The organism is Marinobacter sp. THAF197a (genome assembly GCF_009363275.1).
In the GTDB taxonomy this organism is placed as follows: domain Bacteria; phylum Pseudomonadota; class Gammaproteobacteria; order Pseudomonadales; family Oleiphilaceae; genus Marinobacter.
This window is the reverse complement of record NZ_CP045324.1, coordinates 2,954,675-2,970,142: the sequence shown is the minus strand read 5'-3', so window position 1 is coordinate 2,970,142 and position 15,468 is coordinate 2,954,675. Positions and strand designations below refer to the sequence as shown.

Annotated in this window: 11 protein-coding genes; 6 read left to right on the top strand and 5 right to left on the bottom strand. The window is 58.0% G+C overall.

What is annotated here, in order from left to right; all coding sequences use genetic code 11:
- Window positions 1-102 precede the first annotated feature (102 nt).
- The 5 genes from FIV08_RS13735 to FIV08_RS13715 form a co-directional block, all read right to left on the bottom strand.
- Window positions 103-921, bottom strand: coding sequence for an enoyl-CoA hydratase/isomerase family protein (locus FIV08_RS13735; RefSeq protein WP_152438729.1), 819 nt, complete (start codon window positions 919-921; stop codon window positions 103-105).
- 181 nt (window positions 922-1,102) lie between these two features.
- On the bottom strand, window positions 1,103-2,263 hold the full coding sequence (gene atuD / locus FIV08_RS13730) for a citronellyl-CoA dehydrogenase (RefSeq protein ID WP_152438728.1): 1,161 nt from the start codon (window positions 2,261-2,263) through the stop codon (window positions 1,103-1,105).
- Between the two features lie 30 nt (window positions 2,264-2,293).
- Window positions 2,294-3,910: an acyl-CoA carboxylase subunit beta gene (locus tag FIV08_RS13725; RefSeq protein WP_152438727.1), complete on the bottom strand. Its 1,617-nt coding sequence runs from the start codon at window positions 3,908-3,910 to the stop codon at window positions 2,294-2,296.
- 9 nt (window positions 3,911-3,919) lie between these two features.
- Entirely contained in the window at window positions 3,920-4,786 is an 867-nt protein-coding gene (locus FIV08_RS13720; RefSeq protein WP_152438726.1) for an SDR family oxidoreductase, read from the bottom strand.
- A 187-nt stretch (window positions 4,787-4,973) separates the two neighbouring features.
- On the bottom strand, window positions 4,974-6,770 hold the full coding sequence (locus FIV08_RS13715) for an acyclic terpene utilization AtuA family protein (RefSeq protein WP_152438725.1): 1,797 nt from the start codon (window positions 6,768-6,770) through the stop codon (window positions 4,974-4,976).
- 132 nt (window positions 6,771-6,902) lie between these two features.
- On the opposite strand from FIV08_RS13715, the gene FIV08_RS13710 reads away from it, so the two are divergent.
- The 6 genes from FIV08_RS13710 (at window position 6,903) to FIV08_RS13685 (ending at window position 15,435) form a co-directional block, all read left to right on the top strand.
- The gene (locus FIV08_RS13710) at window positions 6,903-7,523 is read left to right on the top strand and encodes a TetR/AcrR family transcriptional regulator (RefSeq protein ID WP_152438724.1); all 621 of its coding nucleotides are present in this window, start codon (window positions 6,903-6,905) and stop codon (window positions 7,521-7,523) included.
- Between the two features lie 278 nt (window positions 7,524-7,801).
- Window positions 7,802-8,866: a hypothetical protein gene (locus FIV08_RS13705; RefSeq protein ID WP_152438723.1), complete on the top strand. Its 1,065-nt coding sequence runs from the start codon at window positions 7,802-7,804 to the stop codon at window positions 8,864-8,866.
- Window positions 8,867-8,927: 61 nt separating this feature from the next.
- A complete protein-coding gene (locus FIV08_RS13700; protein WP_072676662.1) occupies window positions 8,928-9,938 on the top strand; it encodes a putative solute-binding protein in 1,011 nt (336 codons plus the stop codon).
- A 15-nt stretch (window positions 9,939-9,953) separates the two neighbouring features.
- Window positions 9,954-12,005, top strand: coding sequence for a TRAP transporter large permease subunit (locus FIV08_RS13695; protein ID WP_152438722.1), 2,052 nt, complete (start codon window positions 9,954-9,956; stop codon window positions 12,003-12,005).
- A 305-nt stretch (window positions 12,006-12,310) separates the two neighbouring features.
- Complete coding sequence (locus FIV08_RS13690; protein ID WP_228715421.1) at window positions 12,311-14,941, top strand: S8 family serine peptidase; 2,631 nt, start codon at window positions 12,311-12,313, stop codon at window positions 14,939-14,941.
- Window positions 14,938-15,435, top strand: coding sequence for a protease complex subunit PrcB family protein (locus FIV08_RS13685; RefSeq protein ID WP_072676665.1), 498 nt, complete (start codon window positions 14,938-14,940; stop codon window positions 15,433-15,435). The genes FIV08_RS13690 and FIV08_RS13685 overlap by 4 nt, the downstream gene beginning before the upstream one ends.
- Window positions 15,436-15,468 lie beyond the last annotated feature (33 nt).

Below are 15,468 nucleotides of genomic sequence, written 5' to 3'. Positions count from 1 at the left end.
CGAGATTTTCCGGAGGCCCACCCCGCCAATGGCGCTCCCGCGACCTTGGGTGTTGCCTGCTCAACTACGATTGAACAGTCTCAATGTTTGTTGTTGTGCTTCTTAGCTATCTGCCCACTTGGGCTCACGCTTTTGCATGAACGCCATGGTGCCTTCTGTGCCTTCGGCGCCTCGAATGGCGGCGGCAAATTTCTCAGCGGCGTCATCCAGCAAGCCTGCCATGGGTTCGTGACCGACCCGGTGCAGTAAAGCTTTGGTTTCTGCCGTGGCATTCGGGGCGCACAGGCGAATGCGTTCCAATGCCTGGTTCAGCATGTCGCTCAGCTGTTCTTCGGATTCCGCAACCTGGTGAACGATGCCGAGCGCGCAGGCTTCCGTTGCGTCGATTCTCAAACCCAGCAAGGCCAGTCGTCGGGCCTGGGTCAGGCCGATGCGTTCTACTACGAACGGGGCGATCTGGGCCGGGATGACGCCGAGGGTGGTTTCCGGCATGCCGAACTTGGCCGTCATGCCGGCGATGGCGAGGTCAGAGACGCAGGCCAGGCCGAAGCCGCCGCCCATCACGGCGCCTTCGGTGATGGCGATGACGACTTTGGCGGATTCGTTGACCTGCTGGATCATCTGGCCGAAGGCGCGGTTGAGTTTGTAGAACGGGTCGTCGCGGCCTTCGCCGGCTTTCTGGCCCCGGGCGCCGGCCATGTCTTTGATGTCGCCGCCGGCGCAGAAGTGTCCACCGGCGCCTCGGATGACGACGGCCCGGATGGTTTGGTCGTGTTCGACTTCGCTGAACACGGTTGAAAGCTCCGCGACCATGTGGAGGCTCATGGCGTTGCGGACGTCCGGGCGGTTGATGGTGACGAATAGTGTCGGGCCCTGTTTTTCGAGAATCAGGGTTTCACACTGTGGTAATTGCTGTTCCATATCAGGCTCCGTTTCAGGCCGGCATCGGGTACTAATGGCAATGTTCGGGGCCTTGGGGGCAGGTAGGGCTTTCCGGGACTGTCTGCAGCAGGGATGCTGCAGTCAAGCGTACATGGATGTATTCACAGCGTGTCCCGGAAAGCCCTACCTGACCGCGAGGCCTGACTCCAAACTCCAAACGTTAGTCGCGTTTCTTGCCAGGCAAGGTGCCCATCAGCTTGCAGATAATGCCCAGCATGATTTCGTCGGCACCGCCGCCTATGGAGACCAACCGCACATCGCGGTAAGCCCGTGACAGGGGGTTGTCCCACATGTAGCCGTTGCCGCCCCAGAACTGCAGACAAGCGTCCGTCACTTCGCGGCCTAAACGACCCGCTTTCAGCTTGGCCATGGACGCCAGCTTGGTGACATCCTTGCCTTCAACGTTCAGCTCACAGGCCTGGTACGTCAGCGCTCGCAGGGCTTCGATTTCGGTCTGCAACTCCGCCAGGCGGAAGTGGATGTACTGGTTATCGATCAGCGGCTGACCAAACGTCTTGCGCTCCCGGCAGTACTCAATGGTTTGGGTAACGCAATTCTCAAGAGCCTTGATGACATTGGCCGCGCCCCACAAACGCTCCTCCTGGAACTGCAACATCTGCATCATAAAACCCGTGCCCTCGGCACCGATGCGATTGCGCTGGGGAACCCGCACGTCGTCGAAGAACACCTGGGCCGTTTCAGACGACCGCATACCCAGCTTGTTCAGGTGCGGGCTGAAACTGATGCCCGGCGTGTTCATGGGCACGATCATCAGGGTTTTATTCTTGTGGGGCTTGTCGTCGCTGGTGTTGGCCAGCAGGCACATAAAATCCGCTTTCGGGGAGTTGGTAATCCACATCTTGGAGCCGTTGATGACGTAGTCATCGCCGTCTTTCTTGGCCGTGGTCTTCAGGCCCGCCACGTCGGAACCTGCGCCTACTTCACTCACGCCAATACAGCCCACCATGTCGCCGGCGATGGCCGGGGCCAGGAAATCCCGTTTCAGTTCGTCTGAACCGAAGCGGGCGATGGCAGGTGTGCACATGTCGGTCTGCACGCCCACGGCCAGGGGCACTCCGCCACATTTGGCCATGCCCAGTTCCTCAGCCGCCACCAGGTTGTAGCTGTAGTCCAGGCCCATGCCGCCGTATTCTTCCGGCTTCTGGATGCCCAGCAGGCCCAGGTTGCCGAGCTTCTTGAACAGGTCGTGAATCGGAAACTCGCCGGCTTCTTCCCATTCGTCGCAGTGTGGGTTGATTTCCTTTTCCACGAAATCGCGGACGGTTTTTCTAAGGGCTTCGTGTTCGGCTGTGAATTTCATTGTTGTTCTCCCAGTAAATCAGTGTGGAAATCAGAAACGGGCGACGCCGTATACGTTGGGTCGTAGTTGTCTTTGTTCGGCTTCGCGGCAAACAGACAGAGCCATGGCCAGCACGCGCCGGGTATCCCGTGGATCGATCAAACCGTCGTCCCACAGCCGTGCGGTACCGAACAGGGCGGTGGAGCCGTCTTCGAGTTTCTTGGCGGTGGCCTGTTCAAGGAACGCCAGGGTTTTCTCGTCTGGTTCTATGCCGCTTTTGCGTTGCTTGTCTTCCGCCACGATGCGCATCACCTTGCCGGCCTGGGCCGGGCCCATGACGGCGGTACGGCTGTTGGGCCAGGCGAAGATGAATCTCGGGTCCAGGCCCCGGCCGCACATGGCGTAGTTGCCGGCGCCGTAGGAACCGCCGACAACCACGGCGAGCTTTGGAACCCGGCAGTTGGCCACGGCCTGAATCATCTTGGACCCGTGTTTGATGATGCCGTTCTGCTCGGAATGCGTGCCCACCATAAAACCGGTGGTGTTATGCAGAAACAGGATCGGCGTGCCGGCCTGGTCGCATAGCTGGATAAACTGCGCAGCCTTGGTAGAGCCGGCCGGTGTGATCGGGCCGTTGTTGCCAATGATGCCCACGCTGTGGCCCTGAATGCGGATGGTGCCGCACACGGTCTGGTTGTCGTAGTCGTTCTTGAAATCCAGGAAGCGGGAGCCATCAGCGATCCGGGCAAGGATTTCCCGCACGTCGTAAGGCTTCTTCGCATCGGAAGGAATCACGCCCAGCAGTTCCTCTGCCGGATAGAGAGGTTCATCCCATTGGGGCTCCTGACGCAGCGGCAGGTTTTCGTTCCAGGGCAGGGCACCGAGGATTTCCCGTGCCTGGCGGATGCCATCGGCGTCGTCTTCGGCCAGATATTCAGCAGTGCCGGCCACGGTGGCATGCATTTCTGCGCCGCCGAGTTCTTCATCGGTGGCGACTTCGCCGGTGGCGGCCTTCAGCAACGGTGGGCCGGCCAGGAACATCTTGGCCTGCTCACGCACAGTAATCACATAATCCGACAGGCCCGGCTGATAGGCCCCACCGGCGGTGGCGTTGCCATGCACCACCGTCACTTGTGGAATGCCCGCAGCGGACATACGAGCCTGATTGGCAAAGCCTCGGGCGCCAAGCACGAAGATATCGGTGGCGTAGTTCAGGTTGGCACCGCCGGATTCCGACAGCGACACCACCGGTAGCTTATTCTCCATGGCAATTTGCTGAAGGCGCAGGGTCTTATCCAGACCTGCGGGGGTAATGGTGCCACCCTTGATGGCGCTGTTGCTGGCAACCACCAGGCAACGAACACCCGCTACCTGGCCGATACCGGCAATAATCCCGCCACCGGCCATGGAGCCGTCTTTGTCATCGTGCATCTTGTAACCGGCGAGGGAGCACAGCTCCAGAAACTCACTTCCACGATCCAGCAGCCGGTTGATGCGATCCCGTGGCAGCAGCTTGCACCGCTTGGTGAACTTCTCCCGGGCCGATTCCGCCAGGTCCAGCACCTTCTGCTCCACGTCCCGGAAGGTGGTGATGTGCGCTTCCATGGCCTCCACATTGGCCCGGAACTCGTCGGACTGGGGGCTTATTGTTGTTTCCAGTACCTGCATGGGAAATCCTCAGTCGTCACTCAATACTTTCGGCGTTACCGCCCGATGGAAACCGTTATAGGGCTCATTGTTCTTCGCCTTCGGCATCGGCCAAACACGCCCGCCCTGGGATGCCGCACCGTCAATCCGCAAGCAATCGCCACTGATAAACGCCGCCCCCGGGCTAAGCAGGAAACAGATCGCCGAACTCACCTCCGATTCCGTACCCATCCGCTTGATCGGCACCGCATCCGCCAGACTGCGAATCCACGACTTCATATGGGCCGGGTAGTTATCCATCCCACTGGACGCAATCCACCCCGGCGCCACCGCATTCACCCGAACCCCGGACGGCGCCCACTCAACCGCCGCCGTCTGAGTAAAATTCACCATCCCGGCCCGAGCCGCGCCAGAGTGGCCCATGCCGGGCATGCCGCCCCACATATCCGCCACAATGTTCACAATCGAACCGCCGGTCTTACTCAAGGCCTGGGTATAAGCCTCCCGGGAAATCAGAAAGCCACCGGTCAGATTCGTCCGAACCACGGTTTCCCAACCCTTCTGGTTAATCCCCGTCAACGGCGAAGCAAACTGCCCGCCGGCGTTGTTCACCACCCCGTTCAGCCCACCGTGGGTCTCGATAACGGCCTTCACCGTGGCCTTGACCGACTCCTCCTCACGGATATCGCAGGCATGAGCACTGGCAATGCCGCCGTCTTCCTCAATCTCGGCCTTAACCGCGTCCACCTTCTCCTGCTTACGACCCACCAGCGCAACCCGAGCACCGAGCGCCGCCAGTTCGTGAGCCGTACAGCGGCCAATGCCAGAGCCGCCGCCGGTCACAATGAATACCTGGCCTTCAAACAACCCCGGCCGAAGAACAGACTGATAACTCATAAAAAATCCTTATCCGAATAAACTGAATCCACGTAAAAGGTTGGGGCACCTCGCTGGGGGAGAGCCTTACAAAAATGTGCGGAGCCAAGGATGGCGGAGCCCAAGCGCCACAGGGAAGTGCCGAAGGAGCGTTTTTTGTAAGGCTCTCCCCCAGCGGGGTGCTTGCTCCGCAACCAGATAACAATGTTCATTGCTGCACCAAGTTAGAAGGCACCGGCACAGGAAACTCCAACAGCTGCTGCGCAAACGCCTTACCCTGCGGATCAATCCGAAGCGAAGCCACACCACCACCACCAAGACTGTGCTCCAGCAAAAAGTTGAACGCATGCAACCCCGGCATAGACCAACGCGTCACCCTGCCAGACTCCGGATTCAGCGTATGCGACATCCACTGCGCCACCGCCTGCTCCGTCAACGCCGCCTCAATATAAGGAACATACTCCGGATCCCGCGCAATCACCCCGATGTTGCTGTGATCGCCCTTATCCCCGGACCGCGCCCAAGCCAGCTGAATCAACGGCACCGTAGTATCCGCCGCCACCTCCATCCGAGAGTCCGGCTCAGCCGCCAGAGCACCTGGATCGAAACCACCCTCGGTTGCGACCACCACCTCAGACTTCTCGCCAGCCAAATCCACCGAAACCGCCACTTCCGATTTTGGTACCAGGCAAGAGAACAACCGAATCTTCGGCCACACCGTCGGCCGACCACCGACAATGCCGGTAATGCCGGGAGCCATCCCGGTGGCCGCCTGGGCAATCTCCCGTGAAAACAGCACCAGCGCCTCTTTTTTCGGATGGGCCGTAGCAATCTTCACCACCACTTCCCGGCATTGGTCGCCCTTGCCATGGTCGCCATAGGTGGTCTCGGTGCCCAATAATTCGATACTGGTTTCGGAATAGTCCGGCAGGCCGCGCTCGGCAAACATGGCCGAGGTTTTGCCAAGAATCGCCTCTGCGACTTTCTGAGCCTTGGCGGGCGCGTTTATTCCAGCCAGCAAAAAGGTGACCGTGCACTTAAAGCCATCCGGCCAGGTGCCAGACACCTTGTAACTGTCGGTAGGTGGCAGCCCTTTGGCGCCGGAAACGCGAACCTGATCCTTACCGATTTCCTCAAGCGCCACCTGGGTGAAATCACAGGTAACGTCGGGCAGCAGATAGGCCCTTGGATCACCAATCTCATACACCAACTGCTCGCTTACCGTCCCCCGGCTGACCAGGCCGCCCGTGCCCTCAGGCTTGGTCATCACAAAGTCGCCGGAGGCGCTCACTTCAGCAATCGGGAAGCCCATATTGGCGTAGCCGTCAGCTACTTGTTCCCAGTCGGTAAAGTTGCCGCCGGTAGACTGGGCGCCACATTCCAGCAAGTGCCCGGCCAGGCTGCCCTGGGCCAGCTTGTCATAATCGTTCCAGCGCCAGCCGAATTCATGCACAAGCGGCGCCAGCACAAGCGCACTGTCTGCTACCCGGCCGGTAATAATGATGTCGGCACCCTGTTCCAGGGCGGCCACCAGGCCAGGCGCGCCCAGATAGGTATTCAAACTCACCATCATGGCGGGGAAGGGCTGGCCGGTGGTCATCTCGGTGACACCGGCATCGGCCAGTTTCTTTTTCTTCATCAGCAGGTCGTCGCCCAGCACCAGGGCGATTTTCAGATCGACTCCCGCTTTTTCGCACAGCGCTTGCAACGCATCCCGGCAAGCCACCGGGTTCACGCCGCCGGCGTTGGCCAGCACCCGGATGCCTTTTTCTTTAATGTCGCCCAGCAAGGGCGCCATAACGGTTTCCACAAAATCCCGGGCATAGCCCTGGGTGGGGTCTTTCATCTTCTGGCCAGCCATGATCGACATGGTGATCTCGGCCAGATAATCGGCCACCAGATAATCGATGTTGCCCTGGTGCACCAGCTGGGCGGCTGCGGTTTCGGTATCACCCCAGAACGCGGCGGAGCAACCGATGCGGATGGTTTTGTTGGCGTGTGACATGTTCTTGGCCTTGTTGTGAAGCCCGCGTCGGCGGGAAGTTATCCAACGTTAAGAACGACAATACCAAGCAAGCGCTTGGTTTGTAAACAGGCAAATCTCGGGTAGAATAAAAAGTCCCACCAAGACAACCGGATGGCCTTTGTGAACCAGAACCAGATTCTTCAGTCCCTGATTGCCGAACAGCTCGTTTCCGACCCCGCCAGTGCTCGCGGGCGCTTGTTAAAGGAAGCGGCGAGGTTATTTCGGGACAAGGGCTATGAGCGCACCACGGTGCGTGATCTGGCGGCAGCCGTCGGCATCCAGTCCGGTAGTCTGTTCCATCACTTCCGAACCAAAGAGGAAATCCTGAAAGCGGTGATGGTTGAGACCATCCGCCTCAATACCGCTTTGATGCAGGCGGCGGCCGACAGCGAGGAGTCCCCCCGGGGCAAGCTTCGGGCTTTGGTGCGAAGTGAGCTGGAATCTATTAACGGCCAGACCGGTGAAGCCATGGCGGTGCTGGTTTATGAGTGGCGCAGTCTCTCCGAGAGCTCTCAGGTGCAGGTGCTGGAATTGCGGGAGATCTACGAAGGGCTGTGGCTATCTGTTTTGGAGAAGCTTAACGAGCTTGGCCAGCTCAAGGCAGACCCCTTTATTGTAAGGCGGATGTTGACCGGAGCGCTGAGCTGGACGGTGACCTGGTACAAGCCCGAGCGTGGTGGACTGACGCTGGACGGGTTGACCGATCAAGTCATGGCGATGCTCGGACTGTAACAACAGGTTACATCTGGAACTTATTGTTTTATATCAATTAGTTTAAATTTTTGTGCTTTCCTTAGAGGCCATTGGCCCGATCGGCATATAATTTTCGGCATTCCAGCCATTCTTGTCTGACAAAAATCAAAGCATTCTTCGCGTCGTAGAGACCAGTTCCTCGGGGAGCAGCCCGAATGTTGGCTGTGAAGGTTCTGGTTCACGGTTTGACGAAGCGAAAATGTGATAAAAAACTCGTCATCCCTTACTGACAAAAACAAAGCAAGACAGGGCAAATTATGTTCTACCCAGAGGTTTCCCTAGTGGGCCGTAGTTCGGCCCTGCTCAAACAGTTCGCACTTGCAGGACTGGCGATGGTCCTGGCCGGCTGCTCCGCCAACCCCATATATACGACAACGGGTATGGTGCTCTCCAGCTACGCAGAGTCTGAGGCAACACCTTATGTGCTGCAGATGTCGGACACTGAAATGGCGTGCGCGCTGGGTGAGGGTACTGATCCTCTCGTCTACTCCTTTTCTCGCGTAACCTCCGCGCCTGACAGCACCGGGTCATTGCTTATGCTGCTGGCCGGCAATTGCATGGAATACCGTGCCTGGAACGCAGAACTGGACTATCTCCGTGCCCAGTACAATGGCGATGTGCCCGCCGCAAAAGATGCCCGCGAGCGCGCCAAGCGACTTTATGCCACGACAGCCTCGCGCCGTTACAATGCCTATCTTCGGGCAATGGCAGCCTACGACTTCGATCCCGCTGCCGAGCCCATCGAGTGCCCTTTCCTGTTTACCGATCAGGACGAACTGACGTTTCTGTTGGGGCTTCTGACCGGTATGCAGGCCATCGTGAACGATTCCAACTCTGGTGCGCTTGCAGGCGTGCCTCGTAATATTGCGCCGAGGGCAGAGCGTGCCGCGCAATGTGTAGATAACGAAAAATGGGGCGGTTTGCCCAATGCTGTTCGGGCGCTGGTCTGGTTGCTGTTGCCTGATACCCGTCCCGAGCTGTCGCCTGACCCCTGGCAGGTGCTTGAGAACAGCTCCGAAATGGGCGTGAATGCGGGTATTCGGGCATCCCACGCGGTTCAGATCGTAGCTGCTGAAACCTTTGGGCGCCCTGATGTGCTCGCCGATGCGATTGCGCATTTCGCCGACGCCGATGACCGAATCGATGTTTGGGACGACTACCGATTGGTGGATGAAGTGGCGCGGACCATCGTTCAGTTCTCATCCGACAAGCACTGGACATCGGAATATGGCCACCGCACGCCGCGCAATTTCTTCGGCAAGATGAGTCCTGAGCGCGCGAGAGAGAATATTGAAACCATGGATCTGGACGGGTTGCTCTGAGGCAACTCTCCCATCCACGCCCTGTTTGATCGATAAACACAAGAATGACCCGGAGGTCGTCATGATCCGTAAATCCCTTGCCGCCCTGTCGTTGGCCGTTGCCGCTCCGTTGGCATCAGCCCAGACAGTTTCCATGTGTGTGTTTGACGTTATCGGCGCTAACGGCGACGTATACAACCTGGTCAAAGACTACGCCCTGGAAATGAAAGCCCATGGAGTGGACTTTAACCTTCGCCCGTACACTGATGAAGGTGTTGCCGTTGGCGACTTTAACGCCGGACAGTGTGATGCCGTTGCCGCAACCGACATCCGGACTCGGCCGTTCAACAAGTTTACGGGCAGTGTCAGTGCGGTTGGCGCTATTCCTACCTACGATGATCTGGAAACCTTGTTGGCGACACTGGCCCAGCCCCGGGCGGCATCTCTGATGAAGTCAGGCGGCTATGAGGTGCTGGCGATTGTGCCGGCGGGTGCGGGGTATTTGTTCGTCAACGACCGAAGCATCAACACCGCAAGCAAACTGGCCGGGAAGCGAATGGCCACCCTTGATTACCAGCGTGACGCCATTCATATGGTCAATCATGTGAAGGCAACGGTGGTGCCATCGGATATCACCAACTTCGCAGGCAAGTTCAATAATGGCTCCGTTGATACCGCGTATGCGCCAGCGTTCGCCTATGAAGCCCTCGAGTTATACAAGGGTATCGGTGATAAAGGCGGTATTGTTGACTACCCATTGGCCCAGTTGACTATCCAGATCATTGCCCGCGAAGGCATTCTGGATGATGACACTGCGCAGAAATCCCGTGAAGTGGCCTGGGACATGTTCCCGCAGGCGATGAACCTGATTGAGAGCCAGGAAAAAGCGATCCCTGAAAAGCAATGGATTCGGATTCCAGACCAGGACATCACTGGCTATCAGGAGATGTTCCGTGAAAACCGTCTGGAAATGCGTGATGGCGTGAACGGTGCACCGAGTGTGTACGACCCTCGCATGATGAGCCTATTGAGCAAAATTCGCTGCGCCAGCAACCCGGGCGCGTCTGAGTGCACGGCTGACAACCGGGAATAATCGGAGAGAAAACACATGAACTGGCGCGCGATGACTGCCTCTGGTGCAAGGACGCTCTACCCCGTACACAGGATACATGGGGTTATTCTACTGCTTTTGCTCCTGTCAACTCTGCTGCTGGGCATGGGGAATTCCCTGCACTCCAGAATGTTATGGATTGGTGAGCAGGTATGGCCGAATTATTATCTGCTGAACCCGGATGCAACCGAACCCACCTGTAATATGTTCGTGGATGTGGATGCCGAGGTTGAGCGCAGGATTCAGGCGTACAAGCCTGATCCTGACGATTTGTTCAGCTCCCCACCAGACGCTGATGCGCTGAGGCAGTCTCTGCAGAGCAACGTGGCCCTGTGTGAACAGCGCCACCTGATGTTCGCCGAGAACCAGAAACATGCCACTTGGGCACTGGGTGTCTACAAGAGCTTTGAGCAGGGTCTGGCTGGTTTTCTGCTGGATAACATTGAACTGACCAAGTACCTGTTCATCGCCATGTTTGCCATGGCTGCTGCGATCTCGGCGCTGGACGCGGACCACATTGCCCTGCGGCTGTCCCGCAACCGGTCGGAGTGGCGCTTGAGCCAGGGCGTTCAGTTTATCGTCAACGGTTTGATGGTGCTGTCCCTGAACGCCTATCTCGGGCGATTATCGACATCGCCGGGCACGGAAAGCACCATGATTTTGCAATACGCCTGGGCCGGTGTATTCGGAATGTTCATGGTGATCAACGCCATTCGCTTCTTCCACATACCCGAGCGCATGAGGCCCGGCAGCCTGAGCCTGTCATCGAGCCTGGTCATCCCGTTGTATTGCATGATGGGCTTGATCGCCATGTCGTACTTCTTCTTCGTGGATGGCTACACTTCGGGCCTGGCAATCTACTTCGGCATGATGGCGAACCTGTCTTCCATGTTCATCAACATTGGCCTTTATGTGTTGGTGGGCATGATGCTCAAGCAGACCCGGGTACCGGAATTGCTGCTGAACATCGTCAAGCCGTTCAACCTGCCGGCGCCTATGCTGGCCTCGGTGATCATCTTTGCCACGGCTTTCCCGACGGCATTCACGGGTGCCTCCGGTATTTTTATTCTTGCCGTGGGTGGTGTGGTGTATGACGAACTGAGAAAAGCCGGCGCCGGGCGGCAGTTGTCCCTGGCGACCACCGCGATGTCGGGCAGTCTCGGGGTGGTGCTCAACCCGTGCTTGCTGATTGTAGTCATCGCAGCCCTGAACAAAGAAGTGACCACCTCTGAAATGTATGGTTGGGGCTTCTGGGTGTTCATTCTGTCTGCCAGTCTGTTCTCGTTCATCGTGTGCAAAACCGAAGGTAATTGGAAGCCCAAGCCGGCACCCGGTGCCTTCCGGCTAGCGCTCAAGCAACTGTTGCCACTGGTACCTTATGCGCTGACTGCCGCTGCTGTGATCTTTGCAATCTGGGTGGTCCTGGGCCTGAAATTCAACGAGTACAGTGCGCCGATGATTTTGCCGTTGGTGATGCTCGCACTGGTGGTGCTGGACTCCGGAAAGGAGAGTAAGGAACTTTCTGTTTCCAGAATGCAGACATTCTTTGAGCGCAGCAGCAATGCTGCCAGTGATTCAGCCGTTCACATCGGCGCGCTGCTGGCCCTGATCGGCTTCTCCATCTGCCTGGGCGGTATTCTGGAGCGCTCCGATATCGTCCATGCGATTTTCCCGGAGACCCTGACCAGCCCCTGGATTGCCATGATGGTGATTGTGGTGATGCTGACGCTGATCGGCATGGTGATGGACCCGTTCGGTGCGGTGATTCTGGTATCGGCCACCATTGCCCAGCCGGCAATACAGATTGGGGTAGACCCGCTGCACTTCTGGATTGTGTGTCTGGTGGCGTTCGAGCTGGGCTACCTGAGCCCGCCTGTGGCCCTGAACCATCTGTTGACGCGGCAGGTGGTTGGCGAGACCGAAGTGCTGGCGGCAGAGCGCACCGGTACCTTCTGGCACCGTTATCAGCGCCTGCTGTTGCCGCTGGCGGTGATGATACCCAGCTTGCTGCTGGTGGCCTTTGTGCCGATGCTGTTCTACGCCTTGTAGTTGGCGTGAAGTGTGAAAACCCGTGGAGTTCTGCTTCACGGGTTTTCTTGTTTTGGTTGACCGCAAATGTTGGGGGGGAGGGAGAAGGTTGGAGGGACTTTCTGAAACCCTGCGGAGCCATGGATGGCGGAGCGGAGCGTACAGGGATGTATTCACAGCGTGTTTCAGAAAGTCCCTCCAACCTTCTCCCGAGCCAGACTCTCTCGCATTTGTCGGACCTTAGGCGAGCAAATTGTGGAACTTTTGTCTTATAGTTTGCGTATGGATAAGGAAGTTCATAAAAAAGATAGGCAAAGAGGGTAATCGTGAAAAAAACATTGCCGCAGTATCTTGTGCTTTCGGGAGTGGTGTTGTTCGCAGGATGCGGTGGTGGTTCCGGAAGTTCTGAATCCCAGCCCCCGGCCATTGATCTTGGCCCTTTATCTGGTGTGATCAGTATCGAATCCGGTAGCCGGATTGATCAGGACACCATGGATCAGTTGCGGTTTGCCGGTGCCAGCCCTGCTTCGGGTGCCCAAACCCTGCCGGCCAGTTTTGTTCTTGCCGGGTTTGTCAGTTCGCGAAATGGTTCCTATCCGTTGCTGAACGGCCAATTGTTCAGTTACGCCGCTGACCCGGTGGATAACTTCACCGTGCCCATGGGGCCCGGTGAAACGGTAATTCTGAGAAATTTTGGCGGCCGTGACGGAGATGCGGAACTTGAGTTGCGTGTTACCGCCGGAGGGATTCTCTACGGGGCAGATGAGACCGCGGCGGACAAGCCTTCCGTCAGCGTGACCCTGGATAGCGGCGCCCCGGAAAGGAATTACTCTGTTGAGGTCAGTGTGGCCAGCGGAGGTGGCCCCGCTCGCTATGTTCTGGTCAAAGCCGCTGATGGCCAGCTCGATAGCGTCAGTCTTGATTGGCCGGACCATCCGTTCCTCCCCGGCCAGGCCATTGTTACGTTGGATGCAACCGACTCTGGAACCATGTCGTCACTGGCGACTGGCACGGCCAGCGCTGAGCGGCATCTGGGTGGTTCGGACTGGTTGATGCGGATGCCGGCTCAGGCGTCTTCCCGTGCTGTCAGTGCGACTCAAATGCAGGCGGAAACCCTGTCCTGGGTTACCCAGCTTCGGCAGATGCCGGGTGTCAAAGACGCGGTGCCGAACTATCAGATGTCGAGCATGCAGAGCTCGCCGGTGGATGAGCCTCTGTACGGTTTGCAGTGGCATTACGATCTGATCAACGGGCCCGGAGCCTGGCAGTTGGCTCCTGACGGTGGCGAGGGCGCCAGCGTCGCTGTTCTGGACAGCGGTTTGTTTAGCCCCAACGGAACGACTGCCTGGCATCCCGATCTTGACGCCAATGTGGATGGTGGCAGGGATTTTGTGGATAACGATTTCTATCCTGAGGATCCTGGTAGCAGCGTTGGCGCCAGTGTGTTTCACGGTACTCACGTTGCCGGAACGGTAGCTGCGGTGGTTAACGGTGAAGGCATCGGAGGGGTTGCGTTCGGATCCAGGATCGTTCCTGTCAGGGTTTTGGGAGAGGGTGGCACCGGCTCCTCCACAGATCTCATTGATGCCATTCGCTGGGTGACCGGGGATTCTCCCAGGCAGAACTTGCCCCGGGCCGAAATCGTCAATCTGAGTCTGGGTGGTTTGCCCAGGATTCAGGCGCTGGAAGACGCCATTGCTTTCGGCGTAGGGCGAGGCATGATTTTCGTTGGTGCAGCCGGAAACTCAGCAACCTCAACGCAATCGTTCCCGGCGGCGTCGCCCAACGTGTTGGCGGTCAGTGCTGTAGATGCCGGTGGTCGACTGGCGTCTTATTCAAACTTTGGCAGCTGGATTGATCTGGCGGCACCCGGCGGAGATGCCAGCCGGGATGGTAATAACGATGGCCGCGCCGATCTGATCTGGAGTACCAGTGCGGTGGGGCAGGCCGGTCAATTCGTTGCCAGTTATACGGGCTTGCAGGGTACGTCTATGGCCACTCCTCATGTGTCAGGCGTTATGGCACTGCTGAAAGCTCAGAAGGACACACTCACTTACAGCGAGGTTCGAGCTCTGCTGGAAAGTGGTGAACTCACCGATTATCCGGGAAGCCGAAACGACCAGCTGGGGTATGGCATTCTTGATGCCGCCAAGGCGCTTCAGGCGAATCTGGAAGGCAACGTGACGATTTTGTCTCCATCACCCTCTCAGGTTTCGCTCAGCAATGAAGGGGTGACCAGCGCAACCGTGGTGCTCAGCCAGATCGGCAGCGGGTCGGTCAGTGACGTAAGTCTGACTAATAACCTCACTTGGATAAACGTCACTCAACCAAAAGAGCGCGATGACGGGCGCTATGTGTTCAATGTCTCGCTGGTAGAGTCGGAGATTGAGCCGGATACGGCATACCGGGGAGACATCTTTGTCTCCTACAAAGATGGTTCAACGAGTCGAGAATTGCGCCTGCCCGTCGTCGCCCAATTGATCAGCGACGAACAGGCCCGTGACGCCGGCACCCACTTCGTCCTGCTGGTAGATACCACTCCGGATGACGATGGATTCTACTGGGCCGAAGCCCAGGTGGCCGTCGAAGCCTCCGAGGGCAGCTATCGCTTCCGCTTCGAAGCCGACGATGGCGAGGAGCCGCGCCGGCTCAATGAAGTCAGTCCCGGCGACTACTTTTTGGTAGCGGGCACGGATATCGATGGCGACGGCATTATCTGTCAGCCCGGTGAGGCCTGCGCGGAATACCCGATTTCCGGTTTGCGTGAGGTGATCACTATTGAGGAGGGCCAAAGCCTTTCTGATCTTCGAATGACCACCAGCTTTACCCGCCCCACAATTTCTGCGGAAACCCCGGACATCTTGCCCAGGCCGGGGTTTCAGGGTTACCGTTTGATCACGCCAGAGCGCGACAGCGCCCGTACTAACAGTGATAACCGACCCAGGATGACACAATGACAGATCGCATTCCCCGGCTGTTTGCCTTGCCGCTGGCAGCGGCCCTGATAACGGCTTGCAGTGCCACCGGCGGTGAAAACGCCGGCGTGCAGCCCCAGGTGCGCCAGGTAACCCAGTCCGCCCATTGTGGCCTGACCGGACCAGGCGTCGCGCACGTGCGGACCGGTTCGGAACTGGAGGCATTGCTGGATATTGGCGGGCAGAATATGGCAACCGGTATCATTCGCCAGGTTAATCTTGAGAAAGAGTCACTGGTGATTGTCACCCTGGGCCAGAAGCCTACTGCCGGTTATAGCGTTGGGCTTGAGTCTGCTACGGCGGACAGGAAAACCCTGAAACTCGCCATGAAGGTAAATTCGCCCGCACCGGACATGATGGTGGCGCAGGTGATTACCTCGCCCTGCGCGGTGCTTGCGGTAGCGGACAGCCAGTGGCAGCGCCTGGAAGTATCCGGGTTGTCTGAAACGCCGTTGTTGAAAGAGCTCGGAAACTGAAACCACTTGGCGTAGCCACAAAACAAACATTGA

What these genes read in the sequence shown, in the direction of transcription:
- FIV08_RS13695 (WP_152438722.1), top strand. Translation starts at nt 9,954, where the DNA reads ATGAACTGGCGCGCGATGACTGCCTCTGGTGCAAGGACGCTCTACCCC.
- atuD (WP_152438728.1), bottom strand. Translation starts at nt 2,263, where the DNA reads ATGAAATTCACAGCCGAACACGAAGCCCTTAGAAAAACCGTCCGCGAT.
- FIV08_RS13735 (WP_152438729.1), bottom strand. Translation starts at nt 921, where the DNA reads ATGGAACAGCAATTACCACAGTGTGAAACCCTGATTCTCGAAAAACAG.
- FIV08_RS13685 (WP_072676665.1), top strand. Translation starts at nt 14,938, where the DNA reads ATGACAGATCGCATTCCCCGGCTGTTTGCCTTGCCGCTGGCAGCGGCC.
- FIV08_RS13700 (WP_072676662.1), top strand. Translation starts at nt 8,928, where the DNA reads ATGATCCGTAAATCCCTTGCCGCCCTGTCGTTGGCCGTTGCCGCTCCG.
- FIV08_RS13705 (WP_152438723.1), top strand. Translation starts at nt 7,802, where the DNA reads ATGTTCTACCCAGAGGTTTCCCTAGTGGGCCGTAGTTCGGCCCTGCTC.
- FIV08_RS13720 (WP_152438726.1), bottom strand. Translation starts at nt 4,786, where the DNA reads ATGAGTTATCAGTCTGTTCTTCGGCCGGGGTTGTTTGAAGGCCAGGTA.
- FIV08_RS13710 (WP_152438724.1), top strand. Translation starts at nt 6,903, where the DNA reads ATGGCCTTTGTGAACCAGAACCAGATTCTTCAGTCCCTGATTGCCGAA.
- FIV08_RS13725 (WP_152438727.1), bottom strand. Translation starts at nt 3,910, where the DNA reads ATGCAGGTACTGGAAACAACAATAAGCCCCCAGTCCGACGAGTTCCGG.
- FIV08_RS13715 (WP_152438725.1), bottom strand. Translation starts at nt 6,770, where the DNA reads ATGTCACACGCCAACAAAACCATCCGCATCGGTTGCTCCGCCGCGTTC.